At 42.3% G+C, this 15,593-nt stretch carries 12 protein-coding genes; 9 read left to right on the top strand and 3 right to left on the bottom strand.

Going from position 1 to position 15,593, the window contains the following annotated elements; translation table 11 throughout:
* The first annotated feature begins 15 nt into the window (after positions 1 to 15).
* Positions 16 to 1,539: an NAD(P)H-hydrate dehydratase gene (locus B3139_RS01090; protein WP_293879385.1), complete on the top strand. Its 1,524-nt coding sequence runs from the start codon at positions 16 to 18 to the stop codon at positions 1,537 to 1,539.
* Positions 1,520 to 1,921, top strand: a complete 402-nt coding sequence (locus tag B3139_RS01085) for a GNAT family N-acetyltransferase (protein ID WP_293879383.1) — start codon at positions 1,520 to 1,522, stop codon at positions 1,919 to 1,921. Before B3139_RS01090 ends, B3139_RS01085 begins: the two co-directional genes overlap by 20 nt.
* Before the next feature lie 68 nt (positions 1,922 to 1,989).
* Here B3139_RS01085 and B3139_RS01080 read toward each other — a convergent pair whose 3' ends face one another.
* Complete coding sequence (locus B3139_RS01080) at positions 1,990 to 2,577, bottom strand: sugar O-acetyltransferase (protein ID WP_293879381.1); 588 nt, start codon at positions 2,575 to 2,577, stop codon at positions 1,990 to 1,992.
* A 216-nt stretch (positions 2,578 to 2,793) separates the two neighbouring features.
* Here B3139_RS01080 and B3139_RS01075 point away from each other — a divergent pair, with 216 nt between their 5' ends.
* Positions 2,794 to 5,007 (top strand): glycosyltransferase family 4 protein, encoded by a 2,214-nt coding sequence (locus B3139_RS01075; RefSeq protein WP_293879379.1) that lies wholly within the window; start codon positions 2,794 to 2,796, stop codon positions 5,005 to 5,007.
* Here the strand turns inward: B3139_RS01075 and B3139_RS01070 are convergent.
* The gene (locus B3139_RS01070) at positions 4,979 to 6,463 is read right to left on the bottom strand and encodes a glycoside hydrolase family 130 protein (protein ID WP_293879377.1); all 1,485 of its coding nucleotides are present in this window, start codon (positions 6,461 to 6,463) and stop codon (positions 4,979 to 4,981) included. The two genes, B3139_RS01075 and B3139_RS01070, sit on opposite strands and share 29 nt — an antisense overlap.
* A gap of 127 nt (positions 6,464 to 6,590) precedes the next feature.
* Here B3139_RS01070 and B3139_RS01065 point away from each other — a divergent pair, with 127 nt between their 5' ends.
* The 6 genes from B3139_RS01065 to B3139_RS01040 all read left to right on the top strand — a co-directional run bounded on the left by B3139_RS01065 (position 6,591) and on the right by B3139_RS01040 (position 13,740).
* The gene (locus B3139_RS01065; protein ID WP_293879375.1) at positions 6,591 to 8,063 is read left to right on the top strand and encodes an aminoacyl-histidine dipeptidase; all 1,473 of its coding nucleotides are present in this window, start codon (positions 6,591 to 6,593) and stop codon (positions 8,061 to 8,063) included.
* Between the two features lie 221 nt (positions 8,064 to 8,284).
* Positions 8,285 to 9,613, top strand: a complete 1,329-nt coding sequence (locus B3139_RS01060; RefSeq protein WP_293879373.1) for a GntP family permease — start codon at positions 8,285 to 8,287, stop codon at positions 9,611 to 9,613.
* 30 nt (positions 9,614 to 9,643) lie between these two features.
* The gene (locus tag B3139_RS01055) at positions 9,644 to 10,108 is read left to right on the top strand and encodes a RidA family protein (RefSeq protein ID WP_046674510.1); all 465 of its coding nucleotides are present in this window, start codon (positions 9,644 to 9,646) and stop codon (positions 10,106 to 10,108) included.
* A gap of 10 nt (positions 10,109 to 10,118) precedes the next feature.
* Positions 10,119 to 11,225, top strand: coding sequence for a D-TA family PLP-dependent enzyme (locus B3139_RS01050; RefSeq protein WP_293879365.1), 1,107 nt, complete (start codon positions 10,119 to 10,121; stop codon positions 11,223 to 11,225).
* Between the two features lies 1 nt (position 11,226).
* Positions 11,227 to 12,321: a dipeptidase gene (locus tag B3139_RS01045; RefSeq protein ID WP_293879363.1), complete on the top strand. Its 1,095-nt coding sequence runs from the start codon at positions 11,227 to 11,229 to the stop codon at positions 12,319 to 12,321.
* Between the two features lie 177 nt (positions 12,322 to 12,498).
* Entirely contained in the window at positions 12,499 to 13,740 is a 1,242-nt protein-coding gene (locus B3139_RS01040; protein ID WP_293879361.1) for an MFS transporter, read from the top strand.
* 68 nt (positions 13,741 to 13,808) lie between these two features.
* On the opposite strand, the gene B3139_RS01035 is transcribed toward B3139_RS01040, so the two are convergent.
* A complete protein-coding gene (locus B3139_RS01035; protein WP_293879359.1) occupies positions 13,809 to 15,590 on the bottom strand; it encodes an ABC transporter ATP-binding protein in 1,782 nt (593 codons plus the stop codon).
* Positions 15,591 to 15,593: the final 3 nt, after the last annotated feature.

Here is a 15,593-nt window from a genome sequence, read left to right as displayed (position 1 = left end):
AAAATAAGAAGAACGATGAAGATACTATCCGCTCAGCAAATGAGGAGCATTGATGGCGAAACTTTAAAGGATCAAGGTGTCAACAGCCTGGATCTTATGGAGCGTGCCGCAACCGTTGTTTTTGAGGAAGTTAAAAGACTTCATCCCCGGATGGATTGTGAAACCTTTTACATTTTTTGCGGCAAAGGGAACAATGGTGGTGATGGTCTGGTGATTGCTCGCTTATTGAATCAAGAGCAGGCATTGGTAAAGGTCTATCTCATCGATGTGGAGGAGTATTCCGCTGACAATCTTGCTAATCAAAAGCGTTTGTTCAACCAGTTAATCCAAAAGATCAATCCCGAAGAGCAGGTGGATATTCCTTCTAATGCAATCGTACTGGATTGCCTGTTTGGTTACGGGTTAAATACAGTACTCACAGCAGAATGGAACGGTATTATTTCTAGTATAAATGGATGCGGTGCAAAAATCTACGCAGTGGATATGCCTTCTGGGCTTCTCGCGGATAAAAGTACCCCGCTTGAAGCTCTAGTTGTCAGGGCAGACTTTGTGTTTACTTTTCAGGCGCCCAAGCTTGCCCTGCTACTGCCAGAAAACCAATGGTATGTCAAAGATTTTAAGGTGTTGGATATCAATCTCAGTCGGCGGGCCATTGACGAAACAGAAACTAATTTCTTTTATGTTGACCAGCTCCTTGTCGCCTCTTTTTATCGAAAGCGACGGAAATTTGATCATAAAGGGACATTTGGTCATACGTTGATCATTGGCGGGAGTAAGGGTAAAATGGGAGCTGTGCAGCTTGCACTACGAGCAGCCCTTCGCGCTGGATGCGGTTTAGCCACAGCATATGTGCCCGCCTCTGGCAATACCGTCTTACAGACTGCTGTACCCGAAGCAATGGTATTGACAGATCCTGAACAGGATTTTATTAGCCAAATCCCCAGCATCACGAGTTATCAGTCCATTGGCATCGGTATCGGTATGGGTACAACGCAATATACTAGTGATGCCTTAAAGGTATTTATTTCTAACGAAAGTAATACCCCGTTGGTATTAGATGCCGATGCATTGAATATTCTTGCTTGCGAACCTGATCTTTGGGCATTTGTACCGGCAGACAGTATATTGACTCCACATCCAAAAGAGCTTAGTCGAATATTGGGTCCTTGGAAGGATGATTTCGAAAAGATGGAAAAAGTAAAAGAGTTCGCCTTCAAACACCAATTTTATATACTGGTTAAAGGGGCCAATAGCATGATGGTTATGCCCGATGGGGCGCTCTATTTCAACAGTACAGGCAATGTAGGAATGGCGACAGGTGGCAGTGGCGATATACTGACAGGTATTATCACAGCGTTGCTTGGACAGGGGTATTCTTCCAAACAAGCTTTAATTATGGGAGTATATATCCATGGGCGTGCAGCAGATATTGCGGTAGAAAAGATTGGAGTCTATTCTTTGTTACCTTCCGACACGATCAATCATCTTTCCAATGCACTGATTGCGATAGAACAGGAGTATGATGGATTGGTACATTGAACAAGTTTTTGCTGCCCGAACTTGGAAACTGCGAAAAGAAGTCTTTTCTCCCGGGGGGCAGCTCGGTGAAGTAATGCTAGATGGCGATTTTGAAGCCACGCATTTTGCAGCCTACGATGGAAATGATGTCGTTGGTGTTCTCAGCCTGATCTCTTTCGGCGATAACTACATGATCCATTTTCTTGCCGTTGCCCCACATCTTAGAATGAAGGGGATAGGCACGGCATTATTGGGCTATGCTAGACGATTTATAAGAACATTTAATGGTAAAGTTATCCTAGCCGAAGCCCTCCTTGATCAACAGCACTTTTGGAAAAAGAACGGTTTTGTTGTGGGAAAGCAAAATGATACCACCGTTACCTATTCATTAGCGCTAAATTAATTTTATTCGCCAAGATGGGTAAATACAATAATAGGGTGGTCCCGATCCATCCAGCATGTGTGACTTTACTAACTTTCGTCGTAGTTGATTCGATCAGATTCAGTTATCGGACGAAGGATCCGGCAAGGGTTACCAGCCGCTATGACGTCTGATGGAATATCTTTAGTAACGACTGATCCAGAGCCAATCACCGAATTTCTTCCGATCCGTACGCCGGGATTGACAACAACATGCCCACCTATCCATACATTATCTTCGATAACGATTGGCAGCGCAAATTCCCAGCCTTGATTTCTTGCTTCAAAATGAATGGGGTGACCAGCAGTGAATAGGCTTACATTAGGTCCAAATAGTACGTTATCGCCGATAATAACTGGAGCACAGTCTAAAATAGTGCAATTATAATTGCTGTAAAAGTTTTCACCAATAGTAATATTATAGCCGTAGTCACAACGAAAGGGTGGCTCGAGAAAAAAACGGTGTCCTGTTGCGTTAAATAGTTTCTGAATAATCTGTTTTCTAAATTTAATTTGTTTAGGTTCCGAATCGTTAAATCGCTTAAGCTCTTCTTTGGCGTATTGCCTATCTTTAAATAACTGCCCATCCGAATCAAGGTAGGGAAGGCCGGCAATCATTTTCTCTTTTGGTGATTTCATTCAGTACTTTCTTTTAGGTGGTAAACATAGATAAATTGATGATTAAATACAATACTAATCTGACAACCGTTCATTGATGGGATTCACTCCCCATTCACGTTTTCTTTGAATTCCTACCGATGTGACAAAACAATTTTCATCTGAAAAGCATTTAGATAGTGTAGCACACGTATGCTACGGCCTAGTTCTGGGCTTTATCCAATAATTATTATTTCAATGAAGATCGCTTATATAAGTACCTATTTACCCAAAGAATGTGGTATTGCCACCTTTACGTCAGATTTGTTGCAGGCTATTGCGCTGCATAATCAGGAATTGACACAACATGTTTTTGCTGTTGCGGACAGGGATTATGTTTATCCCAGTGAAGTTGTTTTTAAAATAGACCAACATGCTCAGTTGTCGTATATTGAAGCGGCCAACTATATTAATGAAAACGGTTACGATTGTGTGCTATTGGAGCACGAGTACGGCATCTTCGGTGGTAATAGCGGGATGTATATCTTATCCTTGATTAATGCGCTGCATATTCCATTACTGGTTAATTTTCACACCATCCTTGAAAAGCCGAATGTCGATGAAAAAGCTATCCTTATTGAAATCGTTAAGCGGGCTTCTATTGTTACTGTCATGAGCAATTATGCGATAACATTACTCAAAAATATTTATAGGGTCAATACGACAAAAGTTGTATTAATACACCACGGAGTGCCGGAATTTACCTTGGATCATGAACTTGCAAAGTTTAAAAAAGGCCTTTCGGGGAAGAAGGTTCTGTTGACCTTTGGTTTTTTAGGACGAAATAAGGGCATTGAAATGGTGATTGAATCCCTACCCGAAGTTGTCAAAGATGAACCTGACCTCGTATACCTCATCGTTGGTAAAACACACCCGAATGTATTGGCGCATTCGGGGGAGGAATATCGGGAGTATCTCGGCAGTCTAGTGGAAGCCTACCATTTGGAGGAACATGTTCGATTTATTAATTCCTTCGTCAGTCAGACCGATCTTGTCGAGTATTTATGCGCTTGCGACGTCTATGTCACTCCTTATATTAACGAGGCGCAGATTACCAGTGGGACCTTATCGTATGCCATCGGAGCGGGAGCAGCGGTAGTGTCCACTCCTTATTGGCATGCAAAGGAATTGCTTGCCGATGGAAGGGGGGTACTGGTTGAATTTAAAAATTCCGCCAGAATGGCTGAAGTCCTTAAAAATCTGTTCTCAAATTTAGATTATCGCACCACATTACGAGACAACGCGGGTGCGTTTGGAAAAGAGTTAACCTGGAAAAATATAGGCCTTCGGTACACGCGGGTTTTGGAAAAAATCATTCCAACCTCCGACGGCCTCAAAGAAAATGTAGCCTTTACAAAAGATGAAATGCCCAAATTCAGCTGGAAGCATATTGATCGACTTACTAATCAAGTCGGTATCTTACAGCATGCAACGTATTCCCTGCCAAACTACAAAGAAGGCTACTGCATCGACGATAATGCCAGAGCACTTCTACTCACCTTATTGGCTCAAGATGATTTTGCAGATAAGAAGTTAGATCGTCGTATCTCCACTTACCTCAGTTATATCTATTATCATCAGCGCGAAGATGGACTATTTCATAATTTTATGGATTTCCAGCATAATTTTCTCGATGACGTCGGTTCGGAAGATTCCTTTGGGCGGACAATATGGGCCTTGGGCATACTTCTTCGTAAAACTGAATTGACAAGCTACTACCAATTGGGACGCGAATTATTTTTTAGAGCTGTGCCAAATTTCAGTCAGTTGCGCTCCATCCGTGCGATAGCATATACTGTATTGGGAATTGCAGAATATTTGAAGGACCAATCCAACGATGAAGTAATGATAGAGTTGATGCGGACGCTTATTGGTAAGTTGGTGTGGGAATATGACGCCAGTTCTGATGAACATTGGCAATGGTTTGAGCCTGTATTGACTTATGACAATGCGATATTGCCCTATGCGTTATTGGCTGCTAGTTCATTTTTAAACGATGATAAAATAAAACAGTTGGGACTATCTACACTCAAATTTCTCGAAAGCATAACCATACAAAACGGCGCCCTTTCATTGGTTGGAAATCAGGAATGGGCCAAGCAAGGCAAGCATATCAGTAAATTTGGCCAGCAGCCTCTTGATGTAACGGCTATGGTATTTATGTATCGCGAAGCATTTAAACTGACGAATAAGAAAATCTATTTCAATCGAATGATTGCCTCGTTTCGCTGGTTTTTGGGAGAGAATGATCTTCGTCTTGGACTTTATGATGAGGAAACCAAGGGTTGCTGCGATGGTTTGGAATCCTATGGCATCAATAGAAACCAAGGTGCTGAAAGCACCCTTTGTTTCTATTTAGCTTATGTTGAGGTATATCGTGCTTTTAAATATAGCGATCAGGGTTTAAGATAGCGAGTAGTAAATCTTCGAGTTTGATTGTTGCGTAAGTGGACTCATAATCAGACATCGCATAGGGTAAAATGAGGTGATCATTGTGCACAATCGCTCCGCAAGAATAAATGACGTTAGGTACATATCCTTCCCTTTCTTCATCATTGGGGGTCATCAAGGGGCTATGTAGGCGACCAATTTCAACATGGGGGTTATCCAGGTCCAAAAGGGAGGCCCCCAAAACATACTCACGCATTGGCCCTACGGCATGGGTAAGGATCAGCCAACCATACTGCGTTTCTATTGGTGACCCACAATTACCAATCTGCACAAATTCGTATGGATACTCGGGCTCTTGAATTCGGATAGCCGTTTCCTGCCATATATTAATATTGTTAGAGTAAGCAATATAATTGTTCTCGCCGTCAATGCGGCAGAGCATGGCATAGCGTCCGTTTATTTTTCTTGGAAATAATGCTGCACCCTTATTGGCGATTTCACCATAAATAGGCTTCACTTTAAAATGGTAAAAATCTTTTGTGGTCAATAATTTAGGGAGAATGCTAAATCCATCATAGGCGGTGTAGGTTGCATAATAGACGCTCTCACCTTTCTCATCTTTGAACTGGACAAACCGGGCATCTTCAATGCCTCTCTTTTCGGTGTCAGCGAGTGGAAAGATTACGCGTTCTGAAATGGAGGTGTCCCATGAGAACGTCATTTCATAATGCGAGGAAGCGAGCCAGAGCGCCTGCTGTAAAAATGTTACATTTTCAAGGTTTTCCTCGCTATCCTGGCGCACTTCATCAATATACCGCTTCAGTTCCTCGTAAGTAAAGGTATCTGTTAGTTTTGCCTCCAGTTTAGACTTCACTTCAGTGGGCTCGGCATGTAGCTCATTCATCTTCTTTAAGAAAGATTCCTTATGATAACGATGATTTTTGACTTGAATAGGTTTATCCAATAAACTACCGACATAGTCAATATGAATATTATTGTTAACATCCAATGTGCCCGAGCGAAAAACGATAGAAGAAACATGGCCTTCACCAGTGGCCCTGAAACTTAAAATAATACGTTTTTCCCCTTTAAATAATTCTGTCTGGTCCGGATGTTCTATGATGGACGGATTAAATAAGGCCGCCGACTCTATCGAATACTCCATGGTAAAGTAAGAGCCAATCAGTAACTTGTCAATATGACTTAGTTTCTCTTTTGAAAAAGGAATCTTTGCCAATAAGTGGCTTACCCGATCAAAATTTCGTTCAAAGATATGAACAATGCTCCGATGTCTCTTGGTATAGCTTCGCAGGACCTGCCCAAAGACTTCTTTCCGCTGCGATTCGTTAAGGGATAAGATGCGTTTGATGACTTTGATTGTGCGATCATCTCCTAGAAAAAAGAAACGTGCTAGTACTCTTTTTTTATCTGGCTTAAAGTAAATATCTTTTCGTTCAACTTGTACTGGTTTATGCATAATATTATGTTCATGTTTACATCCTTATTAGAACGAATCGCGCCTGTCTTTTGTTTTTATTCCCAGTCAATAATCAAAGGATATCTGATAAAAATCGAGTAACTTTGGCTCAGGAAAATTTTAAGATATGATTGAAAATAGTTTAGATATGTTAGAGCCGAAAGCAATTTGGAGGAATTTCGCTGCTCTAAATGGGGTGCCAAGAGCTTCAAAAAAAGAAGCACGCGTGATTGCTTTTATGGTAGACTTTGGAAAATCACTGGGGTTAGCGACAAGCGTAGATGAGATTGGAAATGTGCTTATTAAAAAGCCCGCTACTGTGGGAATGGAAGATCGTAAAACGATTGTACTGCAGTCGCATTTAGATATGGTGCACCAAAAAAACAACGATACTATTTTTGACTTCGATACCGAAGGTATAAAGATGTATGTGGATGGTGATTGGGTAAGAGCAGAAGGCACCACTTTAGGTGCGGATAATGGTCTTGGCGTCGCGACAATCATGTCAATTTTGGAGTCATCTGCTATTGTGCACCCAGCTATTGAAGCCTTATTTACCGTTGATGAAGAGACCGGAATGACTGGAGCGTTAGGATTAAAAGGTGGCGTGCTCTCGGGCGAAATCCTGTTGAATCTGGATACCGAGAATGACACCGAGATTGATATTGGCTGTGCAGGAGGGATCGATGTAACAGCAACACAGTCGTATAGCGCAGAACCTTGTCCTTTTGACATGCTATCGTTCGAACTTACGGTGAAAGGACTGCATGGAGGACACTCGGGAATGGATATTCATAAAGGTTTCGCGAATGCAAATAAGGTGATGAACCGCTTGCTATATAAAGCTTATCAACAGTATGGGCTTCGTATTGCGTCGCTGTTGGGCGGAAGCCTGCGCAATGCCATTCCGAGAGAAAGCGTTGCCAAGGTGGTTGTCGTTAAGGATAAGGCAAGCAGCTTTGTTCAGAATCTGACTCAATTGGCGCAGGATATTAAATTGGAATTTGCCACAACGGAACCGGCTATGGAAATAGTGGTGAGGCAGACTGATGCTGCTTACGCAACCGTAGTTCCGGTAGAGGTCCAGGAAAATCTAATCAACAGTGTTTATGCGGCCCTGAATGGAGTATACCGTGTGAGTGCCGATTTTGAGAACCTGGTAGAAACCTCCAATAATATTGCTAAAGTTGAAGTCGGTGGCGAAAAGGTTTCCATCAAATGTTTAACGAGATCTTCGGTCGAAACATCTAAATTTGATTTAGCCCAATCTTTGCAGGCTGCATTCGAACTAGGTGGTTTTAAGGTGGATTTTTCGGGTAATTACCCCGGATGGGCCCCTAATCCGAATTCTGAAATTTTGGAAGTTCTAAAATCCATTTACACGGTACAACACGGTGAAGCGCCAGAAGTCGTGGCTTGTCACGCTGGACTCGAGTGCGGTATTTTGGGCACAAACTACCCTGGAATGGATATGATTTCTTTTGGCCCTACAATCTTAGGCGCACATTCGCCAGCAGAACGCGTCTCCATTTCTTCCGTGCAGAAGTTTTGGAGGTTTATTCTCGAAATTCTTAAAGAGATTCCTGAAAAACAAATTTAAATAACAGCATCTTTAGTCCTCGACAGATAGTCGATATAATACGGCAGTAGATCATGAAAAAAGAAAGGTATGGTGATAAACCATACCTTTCTGCTTTATACTAATTTATCTTTTTTATAGAAAAAATGAAAAAATATCCTTACTTTGAAACTGAAAAAACGATTTACTAGACCAAAATAATATGTAAACTCTCCATTCGAGAGAATCCTAATTATGATATAATGACTATAATCCTCATTGTAATCAGCATTTGTTTGCTCATCGTCTGCATCACTTATTTTAAGATCAATGCCTTTCTCGCTTTTTTGATTGTTTCGTTATTCAGTGGATTTTGTTTGGGTATTCCACCCGCAAAGCTAGTGGGCACTGTCGAAAAGGGAATAGCCGGAGTGATGGGTAGCCTGACTTTAATTCTTGTCCTGGGGGCTATGCTAGGGAAAATTATCGCTGAGAGTGGTGCTGCTGAGATTATTGCAGAAAAAATGGTACGACTGATGGGGGCACGGCACCTCCAGTGGGGACTGATGTTGACAGGCTTTGTTGTTGGAATACCGCTATTTTATGGGATTGGATTTGTCCTGTTAGTCCCCCTGATATTTTCGATTTCTTACCGGTATAAATTGCCTGCAGTATATATTGGGTTGCCGATGCTGGCAGCCTTGTCGGTCACCCATGGATTTATTCCCCCACATCCTTCACCAGTGGCTCTCGTAGCCTTGTTTCATGCAGATATGGGATTGACGCTTATTTATGGTCTCTTAATTGCTATACCGGCAATCGTTTTGGGCGGACCTGTATTTGGGAGAAGTCTGAAAAACATACGACCAATTCGAGAATCAATTTTCCGCGAAAAAGATCGCTCAAATACTGCAGAATACCTCCGTCCGACTGTAGGCGTAAGTTTGACTGTCGCTTTGCTGCCGGTATTACTTATTGTTCTATTTACATTGCTTCCTTATTGCTATCACATAAGCGACGAGACATTGGGGCAGGCATTAAAGTTTTTCGGTAACCCTACCGTTGTTATGTTGATCGCTATCGGTGTGGCCACTTATTTATTAGGATTAAAACTGAGGCGATCAATGGCCAGTGTGATGACAGTCTATGAGTCTGCCGTGAAAGATGTTGCCATGATTTTATTGATTATTGCGGGATCTGGAATCTTTAAACAGGTGATGGAGGACAGTGGGGTAAGCCTGTTGTTGGCAAACACATTGCAGCAGCTTCCTATTTCGCCATTACTGCTGGCCTGGCTCATTACGGCCGTCATCCGGGGCTGTGTTGGATCAGCTACTGTTGCGGCATTAACGGCCGCAGGTGTTTTACTGCCTATTGTTACTGCAGGAAAAGCGGATCCGAATCTTATGGTATTGGCTATAGGAGCCGGAAGTCTGATGTTTTCACATGTCAATGATGCTGGCTTCTGGTTATTTAAAGAATACTTTGGCCTAAGCCTCAAAGATACGCTATACTCGTGGTCGGTGATGGAGGCGATTGTTTCCATCGTTGGGCTTTTAGCCCTTTTACTAGTACAATTAATTTTATATTAGCTATTATTTTAAATTTTAAAATCGTTAAAGATGTATAACGCAGATGAACAATTCGAAAAATTAGGTTTGACTTTACCTCCGGCGCCTGCACCAAAAGGCGTTTATAAACCATATGTTATCGATGGTAAATACCTGTATCTTTCTGGTCATGGTCCGGTGCAAGATGACGCCACGTTGATTATCGGTCGAATTGGAAGTGACATCAGTCCAGAGGAGGGCAAACTTGCCGCAAGACAAGTTGGTCTAACAATGTTGTCGACCATAAAAACTAATCTGGGATCATTGAACAAAATTAAACGGGTTATCAAAGTATTGGGTATGGTCAATTGCACCTCCGATTTTCTCTATCATCCCGGGGTCATTAATGGCTGTAGTGAACTATTTGCTGCAGTTTGGGGAGAAGAGAATGGTATTGGAACACGTAGTGCTGTTGGTTTTGGCTCTTTGCCCGATAATATTCCAGTCGAAATAGAAGCCTTATTTGAATTATACTAACCCGCTTCATATGGAAACTTGGTGTCATATAGATAATCTTGATCGGGTCGATTCGCCAGCTTTGCTTGTTTACCCCGACCGTATTGTAAAGAACATCGAAAGCGCTTTACATAGGGTGCATGGGCAGGCTGACCGGTTGCGGCCGCATATTAAAACAAACAAGTGCCGGGAGGTATGCCAGCTTATGGTAGATAAAGGGATTACGAAATTTAAGTGTGCAACAATTGCAGAAGCAGAGCTGTTAGGTGCGATCGGAGCCAAAGATGTTTTGCTGGCGTACCAGCCTGTAGGGCCTAAAATCGATCGTTTTCTCAATTTAATAGCAGCGTTCCCCGATACTCATTTTGCCTGTCTTGTGGATCATGTCGATGCTGCGCAGGATATTTCAAAGCGGAGTCTTTCGAAAGAATTATGCAGCGATGTTTATCTAGACGTCAATGTGGGCATGGGACGAACTGGCGTTTCGTTAGAGAGAATTGAACGGCTGGTTATGGATATCCATCTCTTGGAAGGAATTAAGCTTATCGGCTTGCATGGTTATGATGGTCATATTCATGATAAAGACTATAAGTCTCGCCAAAAACAAAGTGAACGTTCTTATAGCATACTCGAAACCGCCTACCTTATGGCACAGGTGTCTACTTCGAAACCTTTAGCTAAAGTTATTGGTGGTTCACCAAGTTTCCCTTTTCACGCCGAGCGCACCGACGTAGAATGCAGTCCCGGAACGTTTGTGTTTTGGGATTTTGGCTATGCCGAAAATTATGTCGAGCAGGATTTTATACTCGCAGCAGTGCTTTTGACGCGTGTAGTTTCGATTGTTGATCACAATCACCTCTGTCTGGACTTGGGGTATAAATCAGTTGCATGTGAGTTGCCGCAACCCCGTGTCAAATTTTTCGATCCCCGTGTTGTACAAATAAAGATGCAAAGTGAAGAGCACTTGGTGGTCGAAGTTGCAAAAGCTTCCGAATTTAACATTGGCGATGCTCTTTATGCCGTACCACGGCATATCTGTCCTACCGTAGCTTGTTATGGTGACCTGCAAGTTGTTCACAAGGGGCAGGCAGATCAGGTTTGGACTGTTTACGCGCGAGATAAAAAGATAAATTATTGATATGTATGAATTTGAAATGCCATTCTTGGTAGACGCTCATTTGGATTTAAGCATGAATGCCATGGAGTGGAACCGGGATCTTCGACTTCCGATTACCGAACTTAATCGTCGGGAAGGAGGGATGAAAGACAAGCCAGATCGTGGTAGGGCAACAGTTACTTTTGATGAATTGCGTCGTGGTCATATTGGTTTGGTCGTTGCGACTCAAATTGCCCGTTTCGTGACACCTGAAAGTTCCTTGCCCGGTTGGTATTCCGCAGAACAGGCTTGGGCGCAGACCCAGGGGCAGCTCGCGTGGTATAGGGCAATGGAAGCTGACGGTCAGCTAAAAATGATTCGTACAAAGGCCGATTTGGACCAACATATGGTCCTATGGTCGGATGGTATTGATCATATGCATAAGCCGATTGGTTACCTGTTGAGTCTAGAAGGTGCAGATTCCATAGTGGATATCAGTAATCTGGAAACGGCATATAACTATGGTTTGCGAGCTATTGGGCCAGCACATTATGGGCCAGGTCGGTATGCTAATGGGACAGATGCATCTGGCAAGCTTAATGAGCAAGGCATCATGCTGTTACGCGAGATGGAGCGTCTAGGGATGATATTGGATGCGACCCACCTGAATGATGATGCTTTTTGGGACGCTGTCGAACGTTATCATGGCGCGATCTGGGCCAGCCATAATAATTGCCGCAAATTTGTGGACCACAATAGGCAGTTTAGTGATGAAATGATTAGAGCCCTCGTTGAGAAGCAAGCCGTCATTGGTGTGGCGCTAGATGCCTGGATGATGGTGCCTAACTGGATCCGAGGTATATCGGACCCTAAAACAAGCAATTGCTCCTTGGAAATCGTGGCCAACAATATTGACCATATTTGTCAATTGGCGGGAAATGTGAACCACGTGGGGGTGGGAAGTGATCTTGATGGAGCCTTTGGCCGGGAGCAATGCCCTTATGATCTAGAGACGATTGCCGATATCCAGAAAGTCTTTAGTATTCTCGGAAAACGAGGATATAGAAAAACCGATCTTGAAAAAATCGCCAGTAAGAATTGGCTTAATTTTATGCGAAATGTGCTGCCACAGTCTTAAAGATAGCGGTGTGGCAGCATTGGGCACTGATGAAATCAATGACTATGTCAGGTATTTAAGATGTTTTAAGTTTTTAGTTACGCCTTTACGAGCGACATCACTTAGAAGACCTTATTGTTGCTGGACTCGTTGTTGTGTTTAGTAGAAAAATCAACTTCTTCCAATACTAATGAACAGATGAATCCAGTATTACGTGTGCAATTGTCCCTGATGATGTTTTTGACCTATTTTGTCAAAGGGGCTTGGTTTGTAACTTTGGGAACATACCTTATTAATTCGCTCAATGCTTCCGGTATGGAGGTAGCAAATATTTTTGCGACGCAGTCGCTTGGAGCCGTATTTGCTCCTTTCTTTGTCGGTTTTGTCTCTGACAGATACTTTAATGCCGAACGCGTACTTTCGGTTTTACACCTGATTGGAGCGGTGCTGCTCTATGGAATGTCACAGGCACCAGATGCGACGCATTTTTATCCCTATGTATTTATTTACTTTATGGCATATATGTCGTCGCTGTCTTTATCTAATGGAATAGCATTCCGTCATATTGAAGATGCGAAGAAAGATTTTCCGGGATTGCGTGTTTGGGGAACGATTGGTTGGATCTGTTCGGGGCTTGTGATCAGTTATTTGTTTCGCTGGGACGCACCCGAATCGATAGCTGAAGGTGCCCTTCACAATACTTTTATTATGGGGGCGATTTGTTCACTGCTATTGGCAGTCTTTAGTCTTGCATTACCAAATACGCCGCCACAAGCCAACATTAAGGGGGAAAAATTTGATTTTGGAAAGGCGATTGGTTTAGATGCGCTAAAGCTTTTAAAGCAGCGGAGTTTTCTAATTTTTTTTGTAACAGCCATTGTCATCTGTATTCCGATTTCGTTTTATTACCAAAATGCTAATCCTTTTTTGGTAAATGTTGGCATTCCCAATCCGACTGCAAAGATGGCCATGGGCCAATTTTCTGAGGCAATTTGTCTGTTGTTGATCCCATTTTTCTTTAGAAGACTTGGGTATAAAAATATGATTCTATTAGGAATCTCCGCCTGGGCGCTTCGATACTTGTTTTTTGCATTCGGTGACGGTCAAGAAAGAGCATTCTTACTTTTATTCGGTATTTTATTGCATGGAATCTGCTATGATTTTATGTTTGTTGTCGGCCAGATCTATACAGATAGAATTGCTGGTGAAAAATATAAGGCTTCTGCACAGGGACTTATCACCATTGCAATGTATGGTGTAGGGATGTTGATCGGTTTTTGGGTTGCTGGTGCTGTATCGGATTATCTCAAAGCGGCCTATTCGTCGCAATTTTGGGAATACCTTTGGTTTATTCCTGCCGGTATTTCTGGGTTTTGTCTTGTGTTATTTGCCGTTTTTTTTAAAGAAGATAAAGCAATAGTGGATCGGGTAGTCAGCTAAAGGATGCGTTCTGTCCGATCAAGACCATACTAGTCCGCATCCTTTAGCTAAATTCAGGGATATTTAAACTATTCGACAATACTTTCCAGTAACTGTTTTTCATGGAGTTCAAAATATTCACCTCTTTTCTCCATCAGTTCAGTGTGCGTACCTTGTTCAACAATTTCGCCTTGATCCATCACAAGAATATGATCTGCATTCTTGATCGTTGAGATGCGGTGCGCGATAAAAATACAAGTCTTGCCTTTCATAATGCGGCTGAGTGAACGGAGAATTGTTTCCTCTGTTTTTGTGTCCACGGCTGAAAGACAGTCGTCAAATATCAATACTTTGGGTTCTTTAATCAGGGCGCGAGCGATAGACACCCGTTGTTTTTGTCCTCCAGAGAGGGTGATACCACGTTCGCCAACAGCAGTTTCAAAACCATCTTCAAAGGCGATAATATTGTCGTATACAGCAGCATCCTTAGCGGCCTGCTCCACTTGTTCCTGTGTAAATTGATCCAGGCCAAAGCCTATGTTATTGGCAATGGTATCCGAAAATAAGAAAACATCTTGTGGGACAAATCCAATTTGTTGGCGCAAGCTTTTGAAATCAAAAGCTTTGATCTCCAGATTGTCGTAATTTATTTTTCCCTTATCGGTGTCATACATCCGGAGAAGTAAGTTGGCTAGGGTTGATTTTCCGGACCCTGTTTTTCCTATAATGGCGAGTGTTTTCCCGATCGGAATTTGAAAGGATATATTTTTAATGGCTTGAATGCCTGTTTCCGGATAAGTAAAGGAAATCTCCTCAACCCGGATTGCACCAGCTAATTCTTTGGTGCCTTTTCCATTTACAATTGGAGATTCCGTCTGAAGAAATTCATTGATGCGTTTTTGCGAGGCTGCGGCACGCTGCACCAGTGAAGTTACCCAAGCCAAGGACATCGCAGGGAAAGTTAATTGATTGACATAGATAATAAACTCCGCTATATTTCCAGCCGTTACAGTGCCTTTGGCAACTTCAATCCCACCAATGTAGATGGTAATTACCGTACTGAGCCCAATAAGCAAAAGAATAAGCGGAAAGAAAACAGCCTGCACTTTGACGAGGTCGAGAGCCGTATTACGATAGATGGTACTTTCCTTCTCAAATTCCTGCATTTTATTTTGTTCTCTGGTATAGGTCTTGATGACGCGGATACCGGCAAATGTTTCCTGCACGAAAGAAGAAAGGTTGGCCAATTGTTTCTGTATTTTTAAGCTACGCTTATTAATAATTTTGTTGACAAACAGAATAATGACCGACAATACTGGTATTGGAGCCAATGCATAGGTTGCCAACCGGCCATTTACGCTGTACATTGCATAAATAACCATGATAGAAAGGACAACAGTGTTAATCGCATACATGATTGCAGGTCCCAGGTAGTTACGTACCTGATTGACATCTTCGGTGGCACGGCTCATCAGATCCCCTGTATTATTCTTTCTAAAGAAACCAAAGTTTAAATCCTGATAGTGGTTATAGATCTCATTTTTGAGATCGTATTCAATATAACGTGACGTTAAGATGATCGTTTGCCGCATAAAGAATAAGAAAATACCCCGTAAAAGCGAAAGAAGGAGCACGACGAAACCAAAAAACAGGAGACTGGTGCCAAATACTTGGTAGATGAGTTCCTGTCTGTCGAAACCATCAAATAGACGGTACAGATAGATATTTTCCTGTACCAAATCAAATGCTTCGCGGATTACCTTTGCGGGCAATACCCCGAAATAGTTGGAGATGATAACAAAAATAACCCCTGGAATCAGTTTCCAGCGGTATTTATAAAAGTACTTATTTAAGTAGGCGAGATCCTTCATATT

The organism is Sphingobacterium sp. UBA1498 (genome assembly GCF_002325125.1).
In the GTDB taxonomy this organism is placed as follows: Bacteria; Bacteroidota; Bacteroidia; order Sphingobacteriales; family Sphingobacteriaceae; genus Sphingobacterium.
This window is presented reverse-complemented; position numbering and strand designations above follow the sequence as displayed.

Coding starts and splice junctions, on each gene's coding strand:
- B3139_RS01050 (WP_293879365.1), top strand. CDS start 10,119: ATGGAAACTTGGTGTCATATAGATAATCTTGATCGGGTCGATTCGCCA.
- B3139_RS01070 (WP_293879377.1), bottom strand. CDS start 6,463: ATGCATAAACCAGTACAAGTTGAACGAAAAGATATTTACTTTAAGCCA.
- B3139_RS01045 (WP_293879363.1), top strand. CDS start 11,227: ATGTATGAATTTGAAATGCCATTCTTGGTAGACGCTCATTTGGATTTA.
- B3139_RS01080 (WP_293879381.1), bottom strand. CDS start 2,577: ATGAAATCACCAAAAGAGAAAATGATTGCCGGCCTTCCCTACCTTGAT.
- B3139_RS01040 (WP_293879361.1), top strand. CDS start 12,499: ATGAATCCAGTATTACGTGTGCAATTGTCCCTGATGATGTTTTTGACC.
- B3139_RS01090 (WP_293879385.1), top strand. CDS start 16: ATGAAGATACTATCCGCTCAGCAAATGAGGAGCATTGATGGCGAAACT.
- B3139_RS01060 (WP_293879373.1), top strand. CDS start 8,285: ATGACTATAATCCTCATTGTAATCAGCATTTGTTTGCTCATCGTCTGC.
- B3139_RS01035 (WP_293879359.1), bottom strand. CDS start 15,590: ATGAAGGATCTCGCCTACTTAAATAAGTACTTTTATAAATACCGCTGG.
- B3139_RS01065 (WP_293879375.1), top strand. CDS start 6,591: ATGATTGAAAATAGTTTAGATATGTTAGAGCCGAAAGCAATTTGGAGG.
- B3139_RS01075 (WP_293879379.1), top strand. CDS start 2,794: ATGAAGATCGCTTATATAAGTACCTATTTACCCAAAGAATGTGGTATT.
- B3139_RS01055 (WP_046674510.1), top strand. CDS start 9,644: ATGTATAACGCAGATGAACAATTCGAAAAATTAGGTTTGACTTTACCT.
- B3139_RS01085 (WP_293879383.1), top strand. CDS start 1,520: ATGATGGATTGGTACATTGAACAAGTTTTTGCTGCCCGAACTTGGAAA.